The sequence below is a fragment of the Clostridium sp. cel8 genome, from assembly GCF_014050525.1.
In the GTDB taxonomy this organism is placed as follows: Bacteria; Bacillota; Clostridia; order Clostridiales; family Clostridiaceae; genus Clostridium_B.
Window position 1 is genome coordinate 1 of record NZ_JACGAG010000003.1, and the last position, 26,561, is coordinate 26,561.

The following is a 26,561-nucleotide window of genomic DNA, read 5'->3' on the forward strand; positions in this document are numbered from 1 at the left end:
TTATTATAATATAAATTTTATTTATTTGGGACATTTTCATCTTTCTTATACTAGGACATTATCATCTTTCAATCATATTTATATGCTATGCTATAAATATTTAATTTGACAATACTTAAATTTTATATTACAATAAGACCAATATAACCTTTAAAAACTTTGACGGGAAATAAGTAAATATGTAATATTAAAAGAGAGTGATGTTTGGTGTAAATTCACAATACTTACATATTGAATCTCATCCCTGAGTTGCAAGCTGAAATTTTAAGTAGGCTGAGCCGGTTTAAAAAGCCGTTAAATTTAAATTAAGATATCAAAATTGGATGGTATCGCGGTATTATTTCTCGCTCCAAGAGAATTAATACCGCTTTTATATTTTCTTTAAAAACAAATAAATTAAAAATTATGATGAAGATAAGTAGGTATAATATATCTTAAAGAGAGTGACCCTTGGTGAAAAGTCACATTTATATTATATTGAAACTCCCTTCTAAATTGCAGTCTGAATTTAAAAGTAGGACAAAGCCGGTTTATCCCGTTAATGATCAATAGTGATAAATTTGGGTGGTACCGCGGCAGACCTTCGCCCCATGGTTGAGGTCTATTTTTATACCCTTTTTTACTAAACAATTTCTATCGGCCGAAGAAATTGAGATTAAATAATATTTTTAATAATTAGAATATTGTATTTTTTTATTTTATTTGGAGGTAATTTTAATGTCAGAAGTAAATTATATTAGCGAAAAAATGGACTATGTTCCTATATCAAAAATGCATTATAAAATTTTATGGCTTATAGGTCTTGGAATATTTTTAGATGGTTTTGATGTGTATCTTGCAGGAGGTGTACTTGGATCCCTTCTCAAGAGTAACTGGTCAACAATGAGTCTCAACGCAACTTTTATATCAGTCACTTTTATAGGACTTTTAATAGGTTCTCTACTTACGGGTTTCCTTGGAGACCACTTTGGACGTAAATTTTCATATCAACTCAATCTTTTAATATTTGGAGGAGCATCTCTTGTTGCATCATTCTCTCCAAATATGATATTCTTAATAGCTTGTAGAGGAATAATGGGAATTGGTCTAGGTGCTGAAATTGTCACAGGTTATGCCTTACTTGCAGAATTTGTGCCTTCTAAAACTAGAGGAAAATGGGTTTCAATGTTATCACTTATAACAAATGTATCAACTCCTGCAGCTGCATTTTTAGGCTATCTCATAATTCCAAGATTTGGTTGGAGATGGATGTTTGTATTTGTTGGCGTATTTTCACTTATTGTATGATTTTTGAGAAAAGATATGCCTGAATCACCAAGGTGGTACGAGGCAAATGGAATGAAAGAAGATGCTGAAAGAGTAGTTAATATATTCTATAAAAAGGCAGAAATTGAATCAGGTTATTCAATAGAACAGCCTTCTGTAGTTAGTAAAAATAACCTTATAACAAAAACTAAAGGTAAGTTTTCTGACCTATTTAGCAAAGATATGATTTCAAGAACAATAGTAGGATGTGCTCTGCTAATTGCAGTAAATACTCTCATATACACTTTTGTAAGTTGGGCACCAACTTTTTTCCTAAGAAAAGGAATAAATATTTCTGCCTCACTTGGATATACAACAATAATGATGATCGGTGCGCCACTTGGGGCATTTATTGGAAGCTTCATAGTAGATAAAGTTGGAAGAAAATGGTCTATAACCGCATTTCTTATTGCTGCTGGTGCACTTGGATATGCCTATGCATCTCAAGATATAATGTGGATAATACTTACAATGGGTTTCTTCTTAACTATAATGATATATATCCTTTTAACACTTGGCCTTGCAATTTATGTGCCAGAACTTTTTCCTACAGACATAAGGCTTAGAGGATCTGGATTTTGCAACGCAGTGGGTAGACTTGCTACAATATTCAGTCTTTATGCTGTGGCATGGATACTTAAAAATTATAATACTAAAGTTGTTTTCATAGCACTTGGAATACTCCTCATAATAGTATCTATTATAATTGCATTATTTGGAACTGAAACTAAGCAAAAATCTCTGGATGAAATTTGAATTAAGCTTTACATTATATTAACATTATAGCTATAGATTCTTAATACTTTAGGAAGAAAATATTACTAGATAATAAAAATAAGGATAATTCCAAAAGCTGTAAAGAAAGGAGGCAATGTACTTAGAAACAAAAACACCATAAATCTTCCTGAAAATACAGAGAAATCATGAAATTGGTCTGGATATGTAGTTACTCCTTCATCAAGTAGTAATATATATACAAGTGTATCTGGAAGTTGGACTGTTCCAAGTATATCTTCTTCAAATCCAAATGCATCCGCAGCCCAATGGATTGGTTTAGGAGGATATAGTTCTTCTGATCTTCTCCAAATGGGCACTATCGAAAAACTTCAAAATGGACAAACTGTTGCAGAGGTATTTTGGGAACAGTTACCTGATTCTGCTGAAAGCATAATGACTATTCCAGTCAATTCCACAATAAGTGTCACTATTTCAAAGGAATCAAGCCTTGTATGGAACTTGACATTCACAGTAACTACTCCAAATGGAACTACAGAAACAAAAACAATAACTAAAGAGCTTACTTCTTCCTATGAAAATGGAATTGGTACGTCTGCTGAATGGATAAATGAAGATCCTTCAAATCAGTATTCAAAACTTTTTCCTCTAGGAAACACAGGTACGGTAAAATTCCAGTCAGCAAAGGTCAATGGAAACTCTATAGATGATTCTTCAAATGTTGTCCATCCTATAGCAATGGAATATTCAAATGGTTCTATTGCAATATATCCTTCATCCTTAGGCGCAGATGGAGAATCATTTACAACAACTACAAATACTAATCCAAATACTAATTTCAATGGCTATTCAAGACGTATAAGACGTATAATAAATCACATAGGTAATTTCCAATTTGGAAATACAGTATCTATAAAAATATCAGCAGCATGGAAATATTAATCCATACTGCTGATATTTTTTATTGTTTACATATTGGTAGTAAAAAGTATACAGTTAAAAAATATGATATAATATACGCATATTTATTTTTAAAGTTGCATTGAGATATAATAATTTATTCGGTTCATAAGTAATTGTTAAATATCAATTGCAAACTATAAATTAATCAAACGGGAGAGTGATTATTTTTGGATCCTAGCTATACATGGCAGCTAATAAGTTTAATATTATTAATTGTGCTATCAAGCTTTTTCTCAATGTCAGAAACTGCACTTATGTCTATTAACAAAATTAAATTAAAACATATGGTAGATAAAAAAGTTCCAAAATCTAAACTTGTTGAAAGCCTAATAGAGGATCCAAATAAGTTGTTAGGAGCAATTCTAATAGGAAACAACATTGTTAACATAGCAGCATCATCACTAGCTACAGTTATTGCAACAAAAATTTTTAAAAACAGTGGTATAGCTATCTCTACAGGAATAATGACTATACTTGTTCTTATATTTGGAGAAATAACCCCAAAATCTATTGCAAAGCAAAAATCAGAACAAGTATCTTTAATGGTTGCAAAACCTATTAAGCTTACTGTTATTATCTTTAGACCATTTGTATATATCTTCACAAATATTTCACATGTTTTTATTAAATTATTTGGTGCAGATCCAGATGCAACTGAACCATTTATAACAGAAGAAGAATTAAAGACAATGGTTGATGTAAGTGAAGAATCCGGTGTTCTTGAAAATATTGAAAAAGAAATGATATTTAATATATTCGATTTTGCAGATCTTCAAATAAAAGATGTTATGGTACAGAGAGTAGATATTAGTGCAATCGACAGCGAGGCTACCTATGACGAAGTTATGGATGAAATAAAAAGCAAGCAATTCTCAAGGATACCTGTTTACAGTGAAACAATTGATAATATAATTGGTATAATAAATGTTAAAGATTTTGTTATGGTAGAGAATATTAGGGAGGACTTTTCAATAGACAAATACATGAGGGAAGCCTACTATACATTCGAATTTAAAAAGATTATTGAAGTATTTAAAGAAATGAAAAAAACTCGTAATCACATTGCAATAGTATTAGATGAATATGGTGGAACTGTAGGACTTGTTACAATTGAAGATCTTTTAGAAGAAATAGTGGGTGAAATAGAAGATGAATATGATACAGAGAATAACTCAATAAAATTTATTAAAGATAATGAATACATAGTTGATGGAAGCACTAGAATTCATGATATCGCCGAACTTCTCAATGTGAATATTGATTTAGAGGAATTTGATTCAGTTGGTGGTCTTATGATTGGTAAGCTTGGGAGAATACCTGAAGAAAAAGAAAAAACTGAAATTAACAATATTACATTTATTGCAGAAGAAGTAGGAAAAAATAGAATTAAAAAAATAAGACTTATAACTCATTTTAAAAACAGTAGAGAAAACAATGACCAAAATGATATTTAGGTAAAAATTTAATTATGCAAAACTACATAAACATTAGCATGATGAATTAATATATTCATGCTGCTGATGTTTTTTGTAGTTTTATAAGTATCATGTATTCAGCTATTCAATTAAATACATCTCATGTTGAGGTTCAACAGGAAATATTATTTGCATCTACAATCATTGAATATTTGTTGTTATTCCCACTTTCGCATTTATATTCCTATTGTATACTTCTAATCCATAAAAATAACTTCCATAACTTGTGTTTATATTCATAGGATACATATTTTCACTATATACTTTATTAACGCCATTTACCATGTCTTTTTCTATATTTGATTTGTTAACTTTTAAGAGATTACTTATCTCTGCTAGACCTTCTATTAAACTATCTTGCATATTACTTATAATCGATGAATTATCTGATAAAATAGGCAATCCATATTCATAAAAAGCATTAGTGGTTTGTTTTGATAAATCATTAAAATTATTCATAAATAATGAAATCTTATTTTCTTCTTTATCAAAATTTATCCCCACATTTGTATTACCAGATTTAATAAGAAACATTTTCTCTATATTATTTTTATAGCCTTCTCTATCTACTTCTATTTTATCTATATCATCTTTATCAATATTAGATATAAATATTTTAATTTTAGTAGCATATTTAGGACCTACAAAATTATAAAAATCATTTATTGTAAGAGTACTATTATCAGAAATATCATTTGCACTATCATCAGTAGAATTATTTATATTATCATTTATTATATTATTAGCAATAATATTACTTATAACTCCAGTTTGACCAAGAATAATCACTTTCTTTACCATGCTTTTATTTTCTGCTATTGTTGTTGCAGCCCATCCATATTTATTATTATCAACTAATATTATAGGATTATTATTTAATGCTGATATTGTAATTTATAAGCAAGATTTTTAGCTTCTGTAATTTGGTTGTTTATATATAACGTTAAGCTTTCATTACCTTTATCTCTAGCTTTATCATACCTTTTTTTATCTTCAGGTATAACTTGTTTTAAATCATTATATGCATTTAAATAATCTTTTTTATTAAAAAAATCCATTCCATTAATAAAATTTTCATATGATGAATTCATTTTATTACATAACTTTATTTTATTTTTAATCTCATCATCATTTTTATATTTCAACGCAGTTATTATACGATGTTATTGCTTTATAAAATTCATCATTTTTATAGTGATTTTCTGCTTGTAGAACATTACTATGAAATTTTTTATTATTTAAATACATGTTATATTTACAGATTCCTTCTAAAAAATTGTTTTATTCTATCCATGCAAATTTCTCCTTTTTTTATATTGATTAACACTTTATTCATATAATATCTATATTTCTACATAATTCAGTAAAATCCTGCCAACATATAAAATATTCTTAATATATATTTTATATAAAATTATAAAACTTCCATAAATCACACTTAATTAATCTAATTTATGTAAATTCCTTCAAATATTAGGATTATATTTTAAAATTTCTCTAATAAATCTAGATATATTCTTTTTCTTTCCCCTTACACTTTCTACAGAATATAGGTGCAAGTTATCTATAGCTCTAGTAATTCCAACGTAAAAAAGCCGTCTTTCCTCTTCAAGAGAATCTTCAATGCTATTTGCATGTGGTATTATTTCTTCGTCGCAGTTTATTATAAATACATTCTTAAATTCCATGCCTTTAACACCGTGAATAGTGCTTAATATTATCCCTTCTCCAGCTTTTCTTCCTTCCTCAACCTTACTTGAAAACTCTTCTACATATTTAAGTAATTCATCTATATTGTTAAACCTTATACAAACTCTTCTAAATTCATCTAGAACATGTTTAAGCTGCCTCATTTTACAAGAGCTATTTTTGCAATAGCTTTTAATGTATTTTATATATCCAATTCTGTAAACTATAAAGTCTACTGCATCATAAAGAGATAGTCTTTTTAATTTAGATACATTTCTTTTTAACTTTTTCATCTTCCTAATTTGAGATACTGAAATCTCCCCTATTCTACTGAATTTATCGAAACAATTTTCCTTTGCATAATCATTTTTCATCCTATTTATATTTACCTTACTTATATATCTAAAAGGCCTATTTATAATTCTACTAAAGCTTTCCATATCATATTCATCAATTGAGAGTTTAAAATATGCAATAATATCTCTACATATAAAATGATTAAAAAAATTATATCCTTCATCTAAAAATCTAAATTTTATATTTTTCTGTAAAAAACTGTCTATTATATCTCTTGACTGTAAATTAGTCCTATATAAAACTGCAATATCGGAATCAGTGTACATTTTAGATGTAACAATAGATCTTATTTTAGATGACATATATTCCGCTTCTTCATATTCATCTTTAAAGGTAGTAATTTCTATTTTTCCATTTTCACTTTTACATGATTTTATAATCTTCTGATTTCTATTTTTATTATTAATTATAAGTACTTTTGAAAGTTCAACTATATTTTTTACACTTCTATAATTCACATCAAGAAAGAGCTTTTTTCCTCCATTAAAATATTTATCAAAGTTTACAATACAATTTGGATTTGATCCTCTAAATCCATAAATACACTGATCTTCATCACCTACAGCAAATATTGAATTTCCCTGTGATATCAATTTTAAAAGTTCTATTTGAAGATCATCAGAGTCCTGAAATTCATCTACAAGTATGTACCTAAATGTATTTCTACAATATTTTAAAACAGCTTTATTCTTTAATAAAAGCTCTTTTGCTCCAAATTGCAAATCATCAAAATCCATAAGATTCCTCTTATTTTTATACTCCTCATATGCATAAAAGCACTTTTTAAAAACGCTTTTATCAATTCTGCTTCTAAAATAATCTATACTTTTATTACTTGTCTTAAACCGTGATATATCATTTAAAACGCATCTTACATTTTCATCATCTAATGAATCTACATATAAACTTAAAGTTTCTTTTATAATGGATATGGACTTTTTTTCATCTATTATATTTATCTTATTTTTATAGTAACGGATTAGTATTCTATAAAACAAAGAGTGAAATGTACTAAAATAAGGTACTTTTCTATTACCTTTTGATATTTTGATGTATCTATCTTTCATGTTTAACGCTGCTGCTTTTGTAAAAGTTATTACCAATATATTATTTGGATCAACTCCCCTATTATAGACTAAATTCAAAATTCTATTTATAATAACTGTTGTCTTTCCAGAACCTGGAGGTGCACAAATAACTACACTATTATAATTTGTATAAACAGCTTTCTTTTGATTTCTATCAAGCTCCATAGTATGCCTTCCTTTTATAAATTTATTCAACTAAAATGTTATTATTGTAATACTCCTAGTAAAGTATTACAATGTGTATATACATAATTATGGTCATATTAACTACAACCAAAACACAATAGAGGAGATTTTATTATGGAAAACATAAAAAATTTTGATGTGAGGAATAGTAGAAATCTTACAATGTTAGTTGATTTTTATGAACTCACTATGGGAAATGGGTATCTTGAAAGCAATATTGGCAATAGGATTGCCTATTTTGATATGTTCTTTAGAAAGATACCAGATAATGGCGGTTATTGCATCATGGCTGGAGTTCAACAGGTAATAGAATACTTGTCAAATTTAAAATTCTCTGAAGACGATATAAATTATTTAAGAAAAAAAGGAAACTTTTCAGAAAAATTTTTGGACTTCTTGAAAAACTTCAAATTTACATGTGATGTCTGGGCTGTTCCAGAAGGAAATCCAGTATTTCCAAATGAACCACTTGTAACTGTAAGAGGTCCTGTAATACAGGCCCAATTTATAGAAACTATGATACTTCTCACAATAAATCATCAAACCCTTATAGCAACAAAGGCAAATAGAATATGTAGAGCTGCTAAAGGAAGACCTGTTATGGAATTTGGCTCAAGACGTGCACAGGGATATGATGCTGCTATATATGGTGCAAGATCTGCTGTTATAGGTGGTTGTGATTCAACAGCTTGTACTATATCAGAACAAATGTTTGGAATACCTGCTGTAGGAACAATGGCTCACAGTTGGGTACAATTATTTCCTTCTGAATACGAGTCATTCAAAGCATGGGCTGAAATTTATCCAGATAACTGTGTACTTTTAATTGACACATACAATGTACTAAAATCAGGACTTCCTAATGCCATAAGGGTGTTTAAAGAATGTCTTCTTCCAAAAGGTATAAAGCCAAAGGGTATAAGAATAGATAGTGGTGATATAACATATCTCACTAAAAAGTGCAGAAAGATATTAGACGATAACGGTTTTAATTATGTTAAAATAGTGATATCAAATTCACTAGATGAATTTATAATAAGAGATGTACTAAGTCAAGGTGCTTGTATTGATTCCTTTGGTGTTGGTGAAAGACTTATAACTGCCAGATCAGAACCTGTATTTGGTGGAGTATATAAACTTACTGCAATAGAAAATGATAATGGAGAAATTATTCCTAAAATAAAAATAAGTGAAAATGAAGAAAAAATAACCAATCCAGGATTTAAAAAAATTTATAGATTATATGATAAAGAACAAAATAAAGCAATAGCAGATCTTGTAACATTGAGAGATGAAGAAATTGATCCTACAAAACCACTTGAAATATTTGATCCTGTATTTACATGGAAAAAGAAGAAATTAAAGAATTACTATGTAAAGGAACTTATGGTTAAAATATTTGATAAGGGCAAATTAGTATATAATAGCCCCGATGTAATGGATATACGAAATATTGTAAAAACTGAAACTGAAAAAATGTGGCCTGAAGTTTTAAGACTAGAAAATCCACATACTTATTATGTAGACCTATCACAAAAACTCTGGAACTTAAAACAGGAACTCCTTCATAAATATTCTCAAACTTACGAAGAATAAAATTTTATAATAAAAGACTTCATTTTATGTGAGGTCTTTTATTATTTCAGTAAATCTTTTAATCACAAGAGCTGTAAGTCCCCATATTACATAATCTTTATATTTATAAAAATAAGTTTTAACTTTTCCTTCTCTAAACTTATAGTCCTTCCCATTATTTATAAGATGGTATGGAAAGTTTTCATCTGCTTTTTGCACCACTTTAGATTCATACATTAAAGGTTTTGAATTTATAAAAAAACTTAAAGGCACCTTAAAAATATGATCCACTTCATATTTGCTTGGATTTATTTTATAATCTCCTTTTAATCTAGATACAAATGGAAACATAATAAAATTGAAAGGTGTAATTATATAATCCATGTCACCTATAAATTCAATGTTTTCTCTCTTTAAGCCAAGTTCCTCCATTGTTTCCCTTATTGCAGCATCTTTTGGTTTCTCACATTTCTCTATTTTTCCTCCTGGAAGGCATATATCTCCAGGCTGATGAAAAAGATTCATAGACCTAACCTCAAATATTAGATTTGGATTATATTTTGAACCAGATAGGAGAATCATAACAGCTGCTTTATTGAAACTTTCTATTGAACTTGGTTTCCTATTCTTAAATATATTATATATGTTATCTATCAAATTTATCCCTCTCAATTCTAATTGTAAAATACAAATCTTAATGATATACTTTTAATATTATATTCATATTATAGTATTCTTCAATACAAATATGTAGATAAACTTAATATAAATAAATGGAGTGATTTGCATTGATAAAAAATAGATTTTCCATAATTCTCACCATTATAATTACATTTTTAATTAATATTAATGTATACGCAAAAGATTCACAAAATGTCGCTCCTCCCAAAATATACGGAACTTCGGCAATTACAGTAGACATGCAAACAGGTGAAATAATATATGAAAAAAACATAGATTCTAAAATATATCCTGCTAGTACTACTAAATTATTAACAGCAATACTATTATCTGAAAACAAAGAAAAAGATTCTACATTAACATATACAAAGGGTGCAAAACTTCAACCGCCATCTTCTTTAAACAAGGATATACATCCTATTAACGTAGGAGATACAATGTCTGCTTCATCTGCAATGTATGGCATGCTTTTACACTCCGCAAACGATATAGCATATATGATAGCAGAAAACGTATCTAAAGATATTCAATCATTTGCAGATGAAATGAACAGTAAAATAAAGGAATTTGGACTTAAAAATACACATTTTGTTACACCAAACGGTCTACATAATCCAAATCATTATTCTACAGCATATGATATGAGTGTTATAGCAAGACAAGCTTTTAAAGTTCCTTGGATAAGAGAAGCTATATCAAAGAGCACAATTAATATAAAGACTTCAAGTGGAATAACTTTTCCATTAAAAAATACAAATAAACTATTAGGTAAAGATGGTTGTATTGGAGGCAAAACTGGATATACAGATGCTGCTGGAAGATGTCTTGTCGCAATATATGAACGTTCAGGAAGAAAAATACTTGGGGTTGTAATGCACTCAATTTATGATAAAGATGACACCTATGTATTCAACGATATGAAAAAAATAATAGATTGGAGCTATAATGAAAAGCCCTCTACATTGTTTAAGAAAAACTCAATTATAACAAATAAAACTATTCAATATAAACCATTAGGAATAGGACCAAGTGTAAAATTAAACGTGCCAATATATATATCTCAAGATATAACTTATTATAACAATGAAGTAAATAAAAATGAACTTAAAGAAAATATAAATATTAAAAGTAGAGCAAATTTAAAAGAGATTAAAGGTAATTTGCCTATAGGTACACTTAAAATATCACAAAGGGATTTTTCAAAAAGCTATGCACTTTATTCTAATATATCTGAAATTGAAATATTAAAAAAAAGTCTTCCAATTTACATAACATCCTTTGTATTAATAATTTTTCTATTATATATTCTCGCAAGAATTATAATAAAGAAATTTCGTTAAACTTTTAAAATTTACATCACTAAAATAAGAGCAACTTTTTAGCCGCTCTTATTTATTTTATCTATTTAATCAACAACACTACTATCTAGTTTTAAAGTGTTTTCATTTATTTTTGAACAGAGATTTGATAGTTCTTCAGAAATAGTTAAAAGTTCTTCAGATGATGCTGCTATTTCCTGGGATGCAGCCGAAACATTTTGTGATGAAGCTGAAACATTCTGCACTTTTTCTAAAACTGTATTGTTATCTTGTAGTGTTTTATCCATAAATTCAGCAGTATCATTTATAAGTTCAGGTATACTTTTTATAGAAGATACAATATCTTCGAAAGAAACTATAGTATCATTTGCAGCAGTTGCTTGATCTTCTAATACATTTCCTATTTGGCTAGAATTTTTAATAATATCATCAGTTTCACTCTTTATTGAGCTTACAAGGCTAATTACCTTTTCAGAAGATGCTTTTGATTCTTCTGCAAGCTTTCTAACCTCATCTGCAACTACAGTAAATCCTTTTCCATGTTCTCCTGCTCTTGCAGCTTCTATAGAAGCATTTAGTGCAAGTAAATTAGTCTGCTCTGATATTCCGGATATGACATCTGTTATTTTACCTATTTCGGAAACTGTTTGAGATAAGTTATCTATTCTACTCATTACTGCATCAAAAGATGACTTTATATTTACTATAAAATCTATGAGTTCATAGATTTTATTTTCTCCTTCATTTGCCTTTTCTCTACTTGTTTCAGAATTTTTAGCAACAATCATAAGTTTTTGTTTTACAGAATCTATTTCATTTTTCAATCCTTCAATTAAAGTTACTACATCTGCTATTTCATTTGCTTGAGTTTCAGCATCCTTTGATATTTCCTGTACTGAATTTACAACATCATTTGCAGATGTTGTTACTACACTTGATGTTGATTTCAAAGTGCTAGTTGAGGATTTAAGATCTTCAAATTCCTGAGATCCTAATTTTATATTCTTACTTTTATCTTCTCCCTTAATTAAACTCTTATCACATACAATATCTTTTTTTTCCATTTTAAGCCCATCTATACTATTAGAAAGATTATTTCCCACTACAAAAGCTAGAATCAAAAAAATAATTCCAATTATTGTTGAACTAAAAATAAAATATGTACTATCATTAATATTTTTGAAATTTAAATAATAGTATAGAAAATTGACTAACAATATTGGAACTATTGCAAAACATGCACATATTGTTATTAGTTTTTTCTTCATATTGCATTTTCCCCCTTAAGTTATAACATTTTGTATGTATACATTTTAATTATAACAATAATTTAAATGATTTTAAAGTATCTTCTAAAACTTCCAATCTAAAATCATCTTGACACAAAAACACAACTATTATATGATTTAATAGTAATTGATCTTATAATTGATCTAACCTTTCGTCTTCTCGATGAGAGGTTTTTACTTTAAAATAACAGGGGTGAATACAAATGTCTAAAATTAGAACAAGATTTGCACCAAGTCCAACAGGATATATGCATATTGGTAATCTTAGAACAGCTCTATATGCCTATTTGATTGCAAAACATGCAGGTGGAGATTTTATACTTAGAATAGAGGATACAGATCAAGAAAGATTTGTGGAAGGTGCTTTAGATATAATTTATAATACTTTAAAAATTACAAATCTTGAATACGATGAAGGTCCAGATATAGGCGGACCTGTAGGTCCTTATGTACAAAGCAAAAGAAAAGATATATATTTAAAATATGCAAAGGAACTAATAGAGAAAGGAGAAGCATATTATTGTTTCTGTACAAAAGATAGACTTGAAAATCTTAGGAAAGATGCTGAAAGTAAAAAAGTTACATATAAATATGATAAACACTGTCTTAATTTATCAAAAGATGAAATAGAAGAAAAGCTAAAATCAGGTGTCCCATATATAATAAGACAGAACAATCCAAGAACCGGAGTAACAGTTTTTCACGATGAAATATATGGTGACATATCAGTAGATAATGAAGAATTAGATGATATGATATTGATAAAATCAGATGGATTCCCAACTTATAACTTTGCAAATGTAGTTGATGACCATTTAATGGGAATTACTCATGTAGTACGTGGAAGTGAATATCTATCTTCTTCTCCAAAATACGTTAGATTATATGAAGCTTTTGGATGGAAGGTTCCAATATATGTACATTGTCCTCCAATAATGAAAGATGCCCATCATAAATTAAGTAAGAGAAATGGAGATGCTTCTTTTGAGGATCTTATTAAGAAAGGATATTTAAAAGATGCAATCTTAAATTATATAGCTCTTCTTGGTTGGAATCCTGGAGGAGAAAATGAATTATTTACTCTAAAAGAACTTGTAGATATATTTGACTATAGAAATATAAATAAATCACCAGCAATGTTTGATGATGTAAAATTGAAGTGGATGAACGGAGAATATATAAGGAAACTGGATATTAAAGAATTCGCTAAAATAGCCTCTCCTTATTATAAAAATGTACTTCCAGAAAATTTAGATTGGATAAAGATAAGCAAATTAGTTCAACCTAGAATTGAAATATTAAGTGAAATTCCTGACTTAGTTGATTTCTTTGGTAGACTCCCTGAATATTCTGCTGATTTATATATTCACAAAAGAATGAAAACAAATATTGAGAATTCAATTTTAACATTAGAAAAAATTATTCCTATATTTGAATCAATTGAAAACTGGACAATAGAGAACATAGAACATGCATGCATGAATCTTGTGAAAAAACTTGGAGTCAAAAATGGTGTAGTTCTATGGCCTATAAGAACTGCCCTATCCGGGAAAAAATCGTCTGCTGGTGGAGCATATGAAATTGCAGATATAATAGGGAAAAAAGAATCCTTAAGTAGGCTTAAAATAGGACTTAAAAAGCTAAAATCTTATTCAAAATAAGTATAATATAGGCACTACAATAGAATTAATTTTTAATCTATTATAGTGTCTAAAATTATACATATATCTAAATTATATATCTTTAAATGAACTTAACTTTTTCCATAAATTTGGATATTTTTTTTGAATGTTTATCAATTTAAAGTTATTATCTATAAAAGTTTGTGAAGTTTTACCTTTAGCTAACAATTCATTACTACCTTCTTTAAGTACCTTGTAATTAAGTGAAATCCTAACTGGACTAAGTTTTTCAATAGAAGTCTTTATTATAACATTATCTCCATACTTTGCTGGTTTTACATACTTACAATAAGTTTCAACAAGTGGCATCATTATACCCATATCTTCTATTTCCTTATAGGTAATATCAATTTGCTTTATAAAATCATCTCTTGCTACTTCAAACCACACATAATACTTTGAATGATGCACTATTCCCATTTTATCTGTTTCAGCATATCTTACTTTTATTTTTGTATTACTAACATACATACCTTCCTTTTTCTCCTTTACATTCACTTTGATGTCTTTATCCTCTTGCTTATCTACATTAACAGTGTTATCCTTTTTGGGATTAATATCTGAGCTTATAGCATTTTCTATTATCTTATTTGCTTTTTCTTTTCCCTTTTTCAATGCAGATATATCTAATATATCCTGTTTATTTGGATTATTTTTGTCTTTATGGTTATCTTCTTTATCATTAGATTTAAAATCAATCTGCTGCATAAGGTTTTTCTTTATATAATCCATTAAAAAACCCGTATCTATAAGAGATTTTTCATCATAATCTACTCTTTTTCTACCATGATCTTCTAAACTTCTTTTCACATGTCTATTGTGTCTTCTATTATATCTTTTAATTCTCTTCATATATCTTGGCATCATATAAAGTGCAAATTGCATAAAATCATCATCATGATATCTTTTCAAAGCTATACCTCCATACAAAATATATAATATATGATATGAAAATATTTATGCAATTTGTGCCATTAAAAACAATAGATCATTTTTTTATATTCATAATATCAACTCTACTAGCTCTTTTAGGAAGTATTGAAGAGCCTGGTCCTCTCTTTTTAACTTTATCCTCTGGAATTTTAAGCTCCCTTGATATAATTTTTCTTACTCTCTTTCCACAAAATGTTCCCTGACACATTCCCTGTCCTGCCCTAGTTCGTCTTTTTATAGCATCTATTGAATCCGCCTTAACAGGTCTATTAAGTGCATCTATAATTTCCGCTTCAGTCACATTTTCACATCTGCATATAATATGAGTTTTTGGATCTTCTGAGTTCAAATCTCCTTTGAAGTTTTTATCTTTTTTAACTATAATCGGTTTTCTATATGGATTGAATTTATCATTTTTCTTCAATTTAACTCCAGCAAATGATAGTATATCTAATACTTTAAGAGCTATAGCAGGTGATGATGTTAGTCCCGGTGAATCAATACCTGCTACATTTATAAATCCTTTAGCTTCAGTTTCTTCTATTATAAAATCCTTCCTGCTGCTAGTTGGCCTTACACCTGCAAAAGAAGTTATTGCCTTTTTCATGTCAAATCCATTAACTGACTTTTTTGCAGTTTCAACTATATATTTTAATATTTCCTCATTGGTAGATACATCTTCTCTATCTGATACCTCTTGAGCATTAGGACCAATCATAAGATTACCATGACATGTTGTAGTTACAAGTATACCCTTTCCCTTTTCTGTAGGCACCTGAAACAATACACTATTTACCAAATAAGATTGATCTTTATTAAAGATAATATACTCTCCATTTCTTGGAATAATTGTAAAATAATTTTGTCCTACCATATTTGATATTTTATCACTATATGCACCTGCCGCATTTATAACATATCTGCTTTTAATTTTTTCTCCACCACTTGTTATTTCAAAAAATCCCCGTTTTTTTACTATGGAAGTAACTTCATGTTCAAGTTTTAAATCCACTCCATTTGAAACCGCATTTTCAGCAAGTGCAATAGTCATTTCATAAGGTGAGCAAACTCCTGCATTTTTACAATAAAGTGCCAATTTTACATCTTTATTTACATAAGGTTCCATTTCAAGCACCATTTTGCCATCAATGATTTCCATTCCATTTACTCCATTTTTTATTCCATTATCATATAATCTTTCAATGTGCTTTTTTTCATCATCATTAAATGCAAGTACAAGAGATCCTGTCTGCCTATACCCAAAATTCAACTCATTGTTCAATCTTTCATACATCCTATTTCCTTTAACGCAAAGTTCTGCTTTAAGTGTACCTGGCTCATCATCATAGCCACCATGAACTATCCCACTATTTGCCTTAGATGCGCCACAGGAAACATCATCATCTTTTTCAAGTAAACATATCTTCAATTTATATTTTGAAAGTTCTCTTGCAATTGCACATCCTACTACGCCTGCCCCTATAATCGTAATATCAAACACATTACCATCCCCTTATTTAATATACAGATCAAAGCCATTTAAACATTTATTTCTACCTTTTGTCCAAGTAAATCCTTGTTTTTCTCAATTAATGGCTTTATATCAAGATTTATAAATTGTTCAACTTGATCGCTAGCCCTACCTGTAAACTTACGAGGGTCAATTAAATCCATTATCTCCTCCTTTGTAAGATTAAAAAATGGATCATTTATTATTCTATCTATTAAATCATTTTCTCCACCTTCCATTTTGACAATTCTAGCTGCTTCCATAGAATGAACCCTTATTCTCTCATGAAGCTCTTGTCTATCTCCTCCTTTTTTAACTGATTCCATTATTATATTTTCCGTAGCCATAAAAGGAAGTTCTTTTTTCACATGCGATTCAATTACCTTTTCATATACAACCATATTTTCTGAAATATTCATATATAAATTCAAAACACCGTCCAAAGCTAAAAATGCCTCAGGTATTGCTATTCTCTTATTTGCGGAATCATCAAGTGTTCTTTCAAGCCACTGTGTAGAAGCTGTTATTGCAGGGTTTAGAGCATCTACTATTATATATCTTGCAAGAGATCCCATTCTTTCACATCTCATAGGATTCCTCTTATACGCCATAGCAGAAGAGCCAATTTGATTTTTTTCAAAAGGTTCTTCTATTTCTTTCATATTTTGAAGTAATCTCATATCATTGCTAAATTTATAGGCACTTTGTGCAATTTCAGATAATGTATTTAATATTATTGAATCTAACTTCCTAGTATATGTTTGACCTGTAACCATAAATTCCTTTTTAAATCCCATCTTTTCACTTACCATACGATCAAGCTTTTTTACCTTTTCAGAGTCCCCATTGAAAAGTTCCATAAAACTTGCTTGAGTTCCTGTAGTTCCCTTTACCCCTCTGAATCTCATATTTTCTATTACAAATTCAAGATTCTCTAAATCAAGATATAAATCTTGAATCCAAAGAGTTGCTCTCTTACCAACAGTAGTTAATTGAGCAGGTTGAAAATGTGTAAATCCTAATGTGGGCATATCTTTGTATTTCATAGCAAACTTTGAAAGAAGATATATTACATTCAAAACTTTTTTCTTAATTAAAATAAGGGCCTCTCTCATAAGTATCAAATCAGTATTGTCACCTACATAGCAACTTGTTGCTCCTAGATGAATTATACCTTTTGCCTTTGGGCACTGAAGTCCATATGCGTAAATATGGCTCATTACATCATGTCTAACTTCTTTTTCCCTTCTCTTTGCATCTTCATAATTTATATTATCCATATTGTTTTTAAGTTCCTGTATCTGTTCTTCACTTATATTTAGTCCAAGCTCTTTTTCACATTCTGCAAGTACTACCCAAAGCTTTCTCCATGTTTTAAATTTCTTATCCTCTGAAAATATATAACTCATTTCCTTAGATGCATATCTTGTATTTAATGGCGTGTTATATGTATCTCTCATACTGTAAATTCCTCCATAGATAATTGATTTTATGTTTTTGTTCATATTATATCATATAATAATTGTACATTAAAATTTTTTACAATACATTAATATTTCTAAATAAAGTTCTATATTTTTAATACATTAATATAATTTAATTGAGAATAAATATTTACAAATTTACAAGGAGGATAAATGAAATGTACAAATTTAACATAATAGATAAGGTATCTCTTCTTCTCATAGTTCTTACAGCTTTAAATATTGGTGTAACTGGAATTTTGAATTTCAATTTAATTCACATGTTATTTGGAAGTTCCCTTAACCTATTTGGAAGAATAATCTACATAATTGTAGGAGTAGCTGGAATAGACATGACAATATTTTTATTTAGAACAAATAAAAAATATAATTTACATAAATAAAAGGCCTAATGGCCTTTTATTTATGTAAATTATATTTAACTAATTAATTTTCTTAATCTTCTAAAGAATCTATCAATTTAACTATTTCTTCAACAGCTAATGATTCGTCATCTCCTGAAGCAATAACTTTTACTGTTGAATTCTTTGTAACACCTAATGATAGTACTCCTATTAAACTTTTAATGTTAGCTTTCTTTCCATCAAACTCTATAGATATGTCTGATTTAAAAGAGGAAGCTTTTTTTACTAATAGTGTAGCAGGTCTTGCATGAAGTCCTGTAGCACTTTTAACTGTAACTTCTTTAGATACCATTTAATTCACCCCTAATTCATAAGTATTAACATTCAAAAACGTTCTTCATTAATTATACCATTTTTTTTATAGGTTTCAACTAATTTTTACTTCAATTTATGTTGCAAAGAAAAAATTTAAACTTTCTAATTTAACTTATTTACAAATTTCTCTATTCTTTCCAAACCAGAAACTATATTTTCCATTGATGTAGCATAAGAAAGTCTTACATAATCATCAACTCCAAATCCAATTCCTGGAACTACTGCAACCTTTTCCTTTTCAAGAAGAAGTTTTGAAAAGTCCATTGAATTTTCAATTGTATTTTCATCATATTTTTTTCCAAAAGTTTTAGATATGTTCATCATTACATAAAAAGCTCCTATAGGATTAAAACAAGATACTAATTTTATGTCATTTATTTTTTCTACCATATATTTTCTTCTTCTGCTAAATTCAACTATCATATTTTTAACTTCAGGACTATCAAACTTAAGTGCTGCCACAGATGCATACTGTGCTATTGAATTTGGGTTAGAAGTAGTATGACTTTGAACATTTGACATCAATTTTATTATTTTACTATTTCCTGCTGCATAACCTATTCTCCAGCCTGTCATAGCATATGTTTTTGAAACTCCATTTATAACAATTGTTCTATTATAGGCATCTTCAGATATACTTGCTATACTTATATGTTTTTTATTGTCATATATTAATTTTTCATATATCTCATCTGATATTATAAATATATCTTTTTCCTTTGCAAATTCAGCTATTACTTTAAGCTCATCTTTAGTATATACACTTCCAGTAGGATTATTAGGACTATTTATTATTATAGCTTTTGTCTTATCTGTTACTGCAGATTCAAGTTCATCTATAGTATACTTAAAATTGTTCTCCTCTTTTGTATTTACAAAAACAGGCACTCCATCAGCTAATTTTACAAGTTCTGGATAACTTACCCAATATGGCACTGAAATTAATACTTCATCTCCTGGATTAAGTATAGCAAAAAGAGCATTGTAAAGACATTGTTTTGCTCCTGTTGATATTATAACTTGATTAGTTTTATAATTTAGATCATTATCTTTTTTAAATTTTTCCACTATCTGTTCTTTTAACTTCTCAATTCCAGAAGCTGGGGTGTATTTTGTAAACCCTGCTTTCATAGCATCAATTGCAGCTTTTTGAATATATTCTGGTGTATTAAAATCAGGTTCCCCTGCGCCAAATCCAATTACATCAATACCCTGAGCCTTCATTTGTTTCGCTTTTGCAGTTATCTCCAAAGTTATTGATGATTGAATTTTTTCAGCTTTTTTTGATAAAATCATTTTAACTCCTCCATTATATAGTAAATTTATCTCTTGACTATTAAATACTATTCAATAAAATAAACACTACTATAAAATAATATTTAAAGAAAATTAACTAACTTCTCGAAATCAATATAACTCCTATTATTATAAAAACTACACCTATAATCCTTATAAATGATATATTTTCCTTAAATAGAAAATAGGAAAACAGCATAGTTATTATATATCCTATACTAACCATAGGATATGCATAACTTAAATCAACTTTACTTAAAACTTTTATCCATATTAGAAAACTTAAACCATAGGATACTATGCCTAAGACTACAGGTATATTTTTAAGTATATTAAGTACACTAGGTAAAAAATATTTTAGTGTAAAGTTAATATCTAAATTTACAGCTCCATATTTAACAAGAACTTGTCCTAAAGCACCTAAAAATACTGAAATAAGTATTAAATAAATCATACACTACCTTCCATTTCTAATCTGTATTAGTAAATTGTAGTTTCAAAAAATATATATATTTTAATACATTATAAAACCAATATACAAATACAAATATTATAGGAAAAGAATATCTTCCTTGTCCTTCTGTAATAAAATAAACACATGTAAACATAAAAAATAATATAACACTATATACATTAAATCTATTTAATATATCTGTTTTTCCTTTAATTATCAACATAAGAATAACTATACTATAAACTAATATAGAAATTATTCCTATACCAAAAATTACTATTCTTATTAAATTAGTAATTTTAATAATATTTTTCTGCAGATTATAACTTATATTACTTCCATATATACTATAACCTACGTCATCTCCTACAAAATATGTATTAAAAAGCCTTTTAAATCCTAAATCTATAAATTCCATAGGATGTGCTTTTATCCACTTCTTGGCTTCAGCACTCAACATCTTATTTTTTTCTGTCATATTGGCATTTTTATAAGCTTTTGTTTTAACAATAGAATTTTCTACATCCTCTGCAGGCATCCATCTTCCTTTATCATTTTGGGAATTATTATTTATATAAAGCACTATTCCTCCATTATTAGAAACATAGGTAAACTCACCCATAAGTTTAGAATTTCTATATATCCATGGAGAAATTACAATTGCAGTAAATAAAAGTACTATAAGTGAATTCTTTATAGAAGATAGTAACTTTCTATTTTTTATAATATCTACTAAAAATATCAAAAAGAAAAATATTATAAAAAATGGCTTGATCATAGTATTAAGTCCTGCCAATATTCCAATTAATATATACTTAAATTTCATACTTCCCATATATAAATTTGTTGCAGCTAGGAGAATCGCTGTAAAAATTAATTCAGTTCCAAGAATACTGTTATAGAATATGTTATTTGGAATAAATACAAACATAGCAAATATAACTCTTCTATCTATTTCACTTAAGTCAAGCTTATATAAAATCGATTTAAAAAGTAAATAATTTATAAAAGTTAGAACTATATTGAATATTTTTGCCTTAAATACACTTGCACCAAATAACTTAAATATTCCTCCAAGTACAATTGAATATCCTATAGAAGTATATGTATCTCCCCAAGTTCCTCCATTTGCTATATTTACAGCCATATTATAATAATAGCTAAAATCTGAAAACGGTACAGAATTTACAAATATTACCCATAATGAGGACATAATTATTCCAATGGCCATGATTATTTTATAGTAATTTGTGTGTGTATCATTATTGTCGTACATTTTATTCTCCTTATTTTTCCTAAAAATAGAATTTCTTCTCTTTTTAAGGTATACTCCATTTAACAGATTTGTTATTTCCATAAAAGCTTACGCCCTTTCTAAAATTTTAAGTATATTATGATTACTATACTAATTGCCCATAAAATTATATTTATCAAAAATGGTCTATCTTTTGTAAACACATCTTCAGGCTTTCCACCTATATTTTGTTTATCCATTAAATATTCATATCTAAATACTCCATATAATACAAATGGAATAGTAAGCATCATATCTTTAGTATGTACAGAACTAAAAGTATATAAAGAATATGCCATTAGTATAGATGGATTAACTATAGTAAGCATTTTATCTATACTGTTTATTGAATATTCTTCAAGTATCTTTCTATGTTCTCCGCTTTTATTCTTCAAAGTTATAATCTCACTTTTTCTTTTGTTTAATGCAAGAAAAAGCGACAGTAAAATGGTACATAAAAATAACCAAGGTGAAACCTCAACTTTTGTAGCAAGACTTCCGCTTTCTACTCTAAGGACAAATCCAAAGGTTATTATCATTACATCTATTATAACTATATTTTTTAATTTAAAGCAATAAAATACATTAATAATTATATAAGTGATCATTATAGAAAGTATTTTAATATTTAAAAAATTACAGCTTAAAAAAACAACCAGAACAAGTAATATTATATCTAAAATTGCAGCAGACCTTTTACTTACACGTCCACTTGCTAGAGGTCTATTTTTCTTTACTGGATGACATCTATCCTTTTCTATATCAATCATATCATTTAACACATATACTATAGAAGACGTAATACAAAACACTACAAAAGTCAGTATATTTATTACTAATAAATCAAATTTAAAAAGATTTCCTGAGAAAACAACTGCAGCAAATACAAAAAAATTTTTAATCCACTGCTTCGGCCTCATTAACTTAAAAATATCTATCATAAAATTCCTCCAAAACAAATACAAGACAAATTACTGAGAAACAAAATTTCATATAAGTTATACACCTTTTTACATTTTAACACAGTATATAATATAGTCAACATAAAGTTATTTAAATAAGAATAATAACATATATGAATATTATTTCTATAAAAACAAATTTAATAAGGACTTGATAATGTTATCAAGTCCTCTAAATAAACTACTATCTTGGTTGAATGATTAACTTTATTGCTGTCCTCTCTTCACCATCTATCTCAACATCCGTAAATGCTGGAATGCATATTAAATCGATTCCACTTGGTGCCACAAAGCCTCTTGCTATAGCTACTGCTTTTATAGCCTGATTTAAAGCTCCTGCTCCTATAGCCTGTATTTCAGCTGCTCCACGCTCTCTAAGTACACCTGCTAATGCTCCTGCTACAGAATTTGGACTTGATTTTGCTGAAACTTTTAATACTTCCATAATAAACCTCCCACATATTAACTTTATTTGTTATTATTATTACTGTATAATATATTATTCTATAAAAAATTAAAAATTCCTTTTAGATTTCATAAAGGGTTATAATTTTAAAAAATCCAAAAGGAATATTTATTCTTCTATTTTTAATTTATAATAATTAACGTTATTATTTTGCATACTCAACTGCACGAGTTTCTCTAATTACATTTACTTTGATTTGACCAGGATATTCTAATTCATTTTCTACTTTTTTCACTATGTTCCTTGCCATCTCAACGGCTCCTGCATCGTCAACTTCTTCTGGTTTAACCATAATTCTAAGTTCTCTTCCCGCTTGAATGGCATATGACTTTTCTACGCCTTCACATGTATTTGCTATTTCTTCTAGTTTTTCTAATCGCTTAATATAAGCTTCTAGTGTTTCTCTTCTAGCACCAGGTCTTGCTGCTGAAATTGCATCAGCTGCCTGTACAAGCACTGCTTCTAAAGATTGAAATCCTACATCGCCATGGTGAGCTTCTATTGCATTTACTATAATAGGAGATTCATGATATTTTTTGGCAACTTGTGCCCCTATAACAGCATGAGGTCCTTCAACTTCATGATCAACAGCCTTACCTATATCATGAAGCAATCCTCCTCTTTTTGCTACAGCTGGATCTAACCCTATTTCTGAAGCCATTAATCCAGCTAAATATGAAACTTCTATTGAGTGTTTAAGTACATTTTGCCCATAACTAGTTCTATATTTTAATCTTCCAAGTAACTTTATTATCTCTAAGTGAAGTCCATGCACTCCAGTTTCAAATGTAGCCTGTTCTCCTTCTTCTTTTATATTACTTTCCAACTCTTTTTTAGCTTTTTCCACCATTTCTTCAATTCTTGCCGGATGTATTCTTCCATCAATTATAAGCTTTTCTAGTGCTATTCTAGCTACTTCCCTTCTTATAGGATCAAATCCTGACAGTATTACAGCCTCTGGTGTATCATCAATAATCAAATCCACACCTGTTAGCGTTTCAAGAGTCCTTATATTTCTGCCCTCTCTTCCTATTATTCTACCTTTCATTTCATCATTAGGAAGAGTTACTACATGAACTGTAGTTTCAGCTACATGGTCAGCTGCACATCTTTGAATTGCATATGTTATAATTTCTCGGGATTTCTTATCAGCCTCTTCTTTGGCCTTTGTTTCCACATCTTTTATCATAATTGCAGTTTCATGTTTAATCTCTTTTTTAACCTTTTCAAGCAAAATTTCCTTTGCTTCTTCTTTACTAAGTCCTGATAATCTTTGGAGTTCCTGATTTTGTTTTTCATAGAGCTCCTCTACACTTAATCTTAATGCTTCAATTTTCTGCTGTTTTTTATCAAGACTATCTTCCTTTTTTTCAAGTGCATCATTTTTCTTATCTAACAGTTCTTCTCTTTGAATTAATCTTCTTTCAAATCTTTGAGCTTCATTTCTTCTATCTCTAGATTCTCTTTCAAAATCATTTCTCAATCTATGAACTTCATCTTTGGCTTCTAACACAGCTTCTTTTTTTATGGATTCAGCTTCTTTTTTAGCTTCATCTTTAAGCCTATTAGATTCTTCAATAGCCTTTTCCTTTATAGCAGACGATTTATTTTTTATAATATAAAACTCGATTAATATAATAATCGCTATTATTATACCAGCGATAATTTCATATATTAATACAGAATTCACATGAACACCTCCTTTGCTTTTCATTTATGCATCTATATTATCGGTTAACTTACACAAGCATAGAAAAGGTGTCATATTATTCAATTGGTAATTTCTAAATACATGATAAACCAGAATTTGTCTTAATTTTATATTATATTTTAACCATTGTCAAGTTTATAATATATTGCTCCAAATCATAGCACTACAATTTTCAAATCACAAATCAGATAATACATTTATCTATACTATAAAGCAAGGCATAAATTATTTGTTTTCCAATTTCTGATTATTTTTTCCCTTATTTTCTTTATTATTTTTAACTTCACTTTTTTCTTTTTCAACTTTCACGAGAGGTAACTTATATTTTGCTCTTATTTTGTTTTCAATTTCAACTCTTATATCTGGATTTTCTTTTAAAAATTGCTTTGCATTCTCTCTTCCTTGTCCAAGTCTTATTTCTCCATAGGAAAACCAAGCCCCACTTTTTTGTATAAGTTCTTCTCTTACACCAACATCCAGTACATTTCCCTCTTTAGATATTCCATGATTATACATTATATCAAAATAAGCCTGTTTAAATGGAGGTGCAACTTTATTTTTTATAACTTTAGCCTTAGTTCTATTTCCTATTATGTTATCACCTTGTTTTATTGCATCAGATCTTCTTATATCTATTCTAACAGAGGCATAAAACTTAAGTGCTCTCCCACCAGGTGTAGTTTCAGGATTTCCAAACATAACTCCAACTTTTTCTCTCAATTGATTTATAAATACAGTAACACATTTTGATTTGTTTATTGATGCAGTTAACTTTCTAAGCGCCTGTGACATAAGTCTTGCTTGAAGACCTACATGAGAATCTCCCATTTCTCCTTCTATTTCTGCCTTTGGAACTAATGCAGCTACAGAATCAATTACAATTATATCAATGGCATTTGATCTTACAAGTGCTTCAACTATTTCAAGTGCTTGTTCTCCAGTATCCGGTTGAGAAACTATTAAGTTTTCAGTATCAACTCCAAGATTTTTTGCATATACTGGATCCAATGCATGCTCAGCATCAATAAATGCAGCTGCTCCTCCAGCTTTTTGAGCTTCTGCTATCATGTGAAGAGCTACAGTAGTTTTACCAGATGACTCTGGTCCAAATATTTCAACTACCCTTCCACGTGGAATTCCTCCTATGCCAAGAGCTATATCTAGATCTAAAGATCCTGTTGAAATAGCATCAATATCTAACTTACTATTTTCTCCAAGCTTCATTATAGAACCTTTTCCAAACTGTTTCTCTATCTGTCCCATAGCTGATTCTATGGCTTTTAATTTTTCACTATTTAAACTTGCCAAAAGTTTCACATCCTTTCATATTCGAACGCATGTTCTTATTAATTATATACCATAGTATTTCCATAGTCAATAGTATAATT

General features: G+C 28.5%; 22 protein-coding genes, 1 pseudogene and 2 other annotated features. Of the genes and pseudogenes, 7 read left to right on the forward strand and 16 right to left on the reverse strand.

The annotated features are described in order from the left end of the window. The first annotated feature begins 150 nt into the window (after window positions 1-150). Window positions 151-355: a binding site (T-box leader), on the forward strand. 41 nt (window positions 356-396) lie between these two features. Next, window positions 397-594 (forward strand) — a binding site (T-box leader). Between the two features lie 177 nt (window positions 595-771). The 3 genes and pseudogenes from H2684_RS03715 (at window position 772) to H2684_RS03725 (ending at window position 4,457) form a co-directional block, all read left to right on the forward strand. Continuing rightward, window positions 772-2,061 (forward strand): annotated as a pseudogene (locus H2684_RS03715) (MFS transporter). Between the two features lie 213 nt (window positions 2,062-2,274). Then, entirely contained in the window at window positions 2,275-2,982 is a 708-nt protein-coding gene (locus H2684_RS03720; protein WP_347707518.1) for a G1 family glutamic endopeptidase, read from the forward strand. 188 nt (window positions 2,983-3,170) lie between these two features. After that, a complete protein-coding gene (locus H2684_RS03725) occupies window positions 3,171-4,457 on the forward strand; it encodes a hemolysin family protein (protein ID WP_182088060.1) in 1,287 nt (428 codons plus the stop codon). 162 nt (window positions 4,458-4,619) lie between these two features. On the opposite strand, the gene H2684_RS03730 is transcribed toward H2684_RS03725, so the two are convergent. From H2684_RS03730 to H2684_RS03740, 3 genes are all read right to left on the reverse strand, one after another. Beyond that, entirely contained in the window at window positions 4,620-5,279 is a 660-nt protein-coding gene (locus tag H2684_RS03730) for a hypothetical protein (RefSeq protein ID WP_182088061.1), read from the reverse strand. 74 nt (window positions 5,280-5,353) lie between these two features. After that, a complete protein-coding gene (locus H2684_RS03735; protein WP_182088062.1) occupies window positions 5,354-5,569 on the reverse strand; it encodes a hypothetical protein in 216 nt (71 codons plus the stop codon). A 375-nt stretch (window positions 5,570-5,944) separates the two neighbouring features. Then, window positions 5,945-7,777, reverse strand: coding sequence for an ATP-dependent helicase (locus tag H2684_RS03740; RefSeq protein ID WP_182088063.1), 1,833 nt, complete (start codon window positions 7,775-7,777; stop codon window positions 5,945-5,947). A gap of 135 nt (window positions 7,778-7,912) precedes the next feature. Between H2684_RS03740 and H2684_RS03745 the strand changes: the two genes are divergently transcribed. Then, a complete protein-coding gene (locus tag H2684_RS03745) occupies window positions 7,913-9,394 on the forward strand; it encodes a nicotinate phosphoribosyltransferase (RefSeq protein ID WP_182088064.1) in 1,482 nt (493 codons plus the stop codon). Window positions 9,395-9,418: 24 nt separating this feature from the next. Here H2684_RS03745 and H2684_RS03750 read toward each other — a convergent pair whose 3' ends face one another. Continuing rightward, window positions 9,419-10,027 carry a CoA pyrophosphatase gene (locus H2684_RS03750; RefSeq protein ID WP_347707519.1) on the reverse strand — a complete coding sequence of 203 codons (609 nt, stop codon included), beginning with the start codon at window positions 10,025-10,027 and terminating at the stop codon, window positions 9,419-9,421. Between the two features lie 134 nt (window positions 10,028-10,161). Here H2684_RS03750 and H2684_RS03755 point away from each other — a divergent pair, with 134 nt between their 5' ends. Continuing rightward, complete coding sequence (locus tag H2684_RS03755; protein WP_182088065.1) at window positions 10,162-11,394, forward strand: D-alanyl-D-alanine carboxypeptidase family protein; 1,233 nt, start codon at window positions 10,162-10,164, stop codon at window positions 11,392-11,394. Between the two features lie 65 nt (window positions 11,395-11,459). Here H2684_RS03755 and H2684_RS03760 read toward each other — a convergent pair whose 3' ends face one another. Continuing rightward, window positions 11,460-12,641 (reverse strand): methyl-accepting chemotaxis protein, encoded by a 1,182-nt coding sequence (locus H2684_RS03760; RefSeq protein WP_182088066.1) that lies wholly within the window; start codon window positions 12,639-12,641, stop codon window positions 11,460-11,462. 224 nt (window positions 12,642-12,865) lie between these two features. On the opposite strand from H2684_RS03760, the gene gltX reads away from it, so the two are divergent. Then, on the forward strand, window positions 12,866-14,323 hold the full coding sequence (gene gltX, locus H2684_RS03765; RefSeq protein WP_182088067.1) for a glutamate--tRNA ligase: 1,458 nt from the start codon (window positions 12,866-12,868) through the stop codon (window positions 14,321-14,323). A 72-nt stretch (window positions 14,324-14,395) separates the two neighbouring features. On the opposite strand, the gene H2684_RS03770 is transcribed toward gltX, so the two are convergent. The 3 genes from H2684_RS03770 to purB all read right to left on the reverse strand — a co-directional run bounded on the left by H2684_RS03770 (window position 14,396) and on the right by purB (window position 18,247). Further along, on the reverse strand, window positions 14,396-14,815 hold the full coding sequence (locus H2684_RS03770) for a thioesterase family protein (protein WP_182088310.1): 420 nt from the start codon (window positions 14,813-14,815) through the stop codon (window positions 14,396-14,398). Between the two features lie 517 nt (window positions 14,816-15,332). Further along, window positions 15,333-16,778 carry an FAD-dependent oxidoreductase gene (locus tag H2684_RS03775; RefSeq protein ID WP_182088068.1) on the reverse strand — a complete coding sequence of 482 codons (1,446 nt, stop codon included), beginning with the start codon at window positions 16,776-16,778 and terminating at the stop codon, window positions 15,333-15,335. A 38-nt stretch (window positions 16,779-16,816) separates the two neighbouring features. Then, a complete protein-coding gene (gene purB / locus H2684_RS03780; protein WP_182088069.1) occupies window positions 16,817-18,247 on the reverse strand; it encodes an adenylosuccinate lyase in 1,431 nt (476 codons plus the stop codon). A 182-nt stretch (window positions 18,248-18,429) separates the two neighbouring features. Here purB and H2684_RS03785 point away from each other — a divergent pair, with 182 nt between their 5' ends. Continuing rightward, complete coding sequence (locus H2684_RS03785; RefSeq protein ID WP_182088070.1) at window positions 18,430-18,654, forward strand: DUF378 domain-containing protein; 225 nt, start codon at window positions 18,430-18,432, stop codon at window positions 18,652-18,654. Window positions 18,655-18,706: 52 nt separating this feature from the next. On the opposite strand, the gene H2684_RS03790 is transcribed toward H2684_RS03785, so the two are convergent. The 8 genes from H2684_RS03790 to recA form a co-directional block, all read right to left on the reverse strand. Continuing rightward, window positions 18,707-18,967, reverse strand: a complete 261-nt coding sequence (locus H2684_RS03790; RefSeq protein WP_182088071.1) for an HPr family phosphocarrier protein — start codon at window positions 18,965-18,967, stop codon at window positions 18,707-18,709. 125 nt (window positions 18,968-19,092) lie between these two features. Then, complete coding sequence (locus tag H2684_RS03795; RefSeq protein WP_182088072.1) at window positions 19,093-20,286, reverse strand: pyridoxal phosphate-dependent aminotransferase; 1,194 nt, start codon at window positions 20,284-20,286, stop codon at window positions 19,093-19,095. A gap of 97 nt (window positions 20,287-20,383) precedes the next feature. Next, window positions 20,384-20,740, reverse strand: a complete 357-nt coding sequence (locus H2684_RS03800; protein ID WP_182088073.1) for an SMR family transporter — start codon at window positions 20,738-20,740, stop codon at window positions 20,384-20,386. Between the two features lie 16 nt (window positions 20,741-20,756). After that, complete coding sequence (locus H2684_RS03805; protein ID WP_182088311.1) at window positions 20,757-22,016, reverse strand: hypothetical protein; 1,260 nt, start codon at window positions 22,014-22,016, stop codon at window positions 20,757-20,759. 98 nt (window positions 22,017-22,114) lie between these two features. Continuing rightward, on the reverse strand, window positions 22,115-22,975 hold the full coding sequence (locus H2684_RS03810) for a decaprenyl-phosphate phosphoribosyltransferase (RefSeq protein WP_182088074.1): 861 nt from the start codon (window positions 22,973-22,975) through the stop codon (window positions 22,115-22,117). A 205-nt stretch (window positions 22,976-23,180) separates the two neighbouring features. Beyond that, window positions 23,181-23,441 (reverse strand): stage V sporulation protein S, encoded by a 261-nt coding sequence (locus H2684_RS03815; protein ID WP_182088075.1) that lies wholly within the window; start codon window positions 23,439-23,441, stop codon window positions 23,181-23,183. Window positions 23,442-23,607: 166 nt separating this feature from the next. After that, a complete protein-coding gene (rny, locus tag H2684_RS03820; RefSeq protein WP_182088076.1) occupies window positions 23,608-25,152 on the reverse strand; it encodes a ribonuclease Y in 1,545 nt (514 codons plus the stop codon). A 246-nt stretch (window positions 25,153-25,398) separates the two neighbouring features. Next, a complete protein-coding gene (gene recA, locus H2684_RS03825) occupies window positions 25,399-26,481 on the reverse strand; it encodes a recombinase RecA (protein ID WP_182088077.1) in 1,083 nt (360 codons plus the stop codon). Window positions 26,482-26,561 lie beyond the last annotated feature (80 nt).

What these genes read in the sequence shown, in the direction of transcription:
- gltX (WP_182088067.1), top strand. Translation starts at nt 12,866, where the DNA reads ATGTCTAAAATTAGAACAAGATTTGCACCAAGTCCAACAGGATATATG.
- H2684_RS03760 (WP_182088066.1), bottom strand. Translation starts at nt 12,641, where the DNA reads ATGAAGAAAAAACTAATAACAATATGTGCATGTTTTGCAATAGTTCCA.
- H2684_RS03770 (WP_182088310.1), bottom strand. Translation starts at nt 14,815, where the DNA reads ATGTATGTTAGTAATACAAAAATAAAAGTAAGATATGCTGAAACAGAT.
- H2684_RS03745 (WP_182088064.1), top strand. Translation starts at nt 7,913, where the DNA reads ATGGAAAACATAAAAAATTTTGATGTGAGGAATAGTAGAAATCTTACA.
- purB (WP_182088069.1), bottom strand. Translation starts at nt 18,247, where the DNA reads ATGAGAGATACATATAACACGCCATTAAATACAAGATATGCATCTAAG.
- H2684_RS03790 (WP_182088071.1), bottom strand. Translation starts at nt 18,967, where the DNA reads ATGGTATCTAAAGAAGTTACAGTTAAAAGTGCTACAGGACTTCATGCA.
- H2684_RS03800 (WP_182088073.1), bottom strand. Translation starts at nt 20,740, where the DNA reads ATGATTTATTTAATACTTATTTCAGTATTTTTAGGTGCTTTAGGACAA.
- H2684_RS03795 (WP_182088072.1), bottom strand. Translation starts at nt 20,286, where the DNA reads ATGATTTTATCAAAAAAAGCTGAAAAAATTCAATCATCAATAACTTTG.
- H2684_RS03810 (WP_182088074.1), bottom strand. Translation starts at nt 22,975, where the DNA reads ATGATAGATATTTTTAAGTTAATGAGGCCGAAGCAGTGGATTAAAAAT.
- H2684_RS03740 (WP_182088063.1), bottom strand. Translation starts at nt 7,777, where the DNA reads ATGGAGCTTGATAGAAATCAAAAGAAAGCTGTTTATACAAATTATAAT.
- H2684_RS03730 (WP_182088061.1), bottom strand. Translation starts at nt 5,279, where the DNA reads ATGGTAAAGAAAGTGATTATTCTTGGTCAAACTGGAGTTATAAGTAAT.
- H2684_RS03785 (WP_182088070.1), top strand. Translation starts at nt 18,430, where the DNA reads ATGTACAAATTTAACATAATAGATAAGGTATCTCTTCTTCTCATAGTT.
- H2684_RS03815 (WP_182088075.1), bottom strand. Translation starts at nt 23,441, where the DNA reads ATGGAAGTATTAAAAGTTTCAGCAAAATCAAGTCCAAATTCTGTAGCA.
- H2684_RS03805 (WP_182088311.1), bottom strand. Translation starts at nt 22,016, where the DNA reads ATGTACGACAATAATGATACACACACAAATTACTATAAAATAATCATG.
- H2684_RS03735 (WP_182088062.1), bottom strand. Translation starts at nt 5,569, where the DNA reads ATGAATTCATCATATGAAAATTTTATTAATGGAATGGATTTTTTTAAT.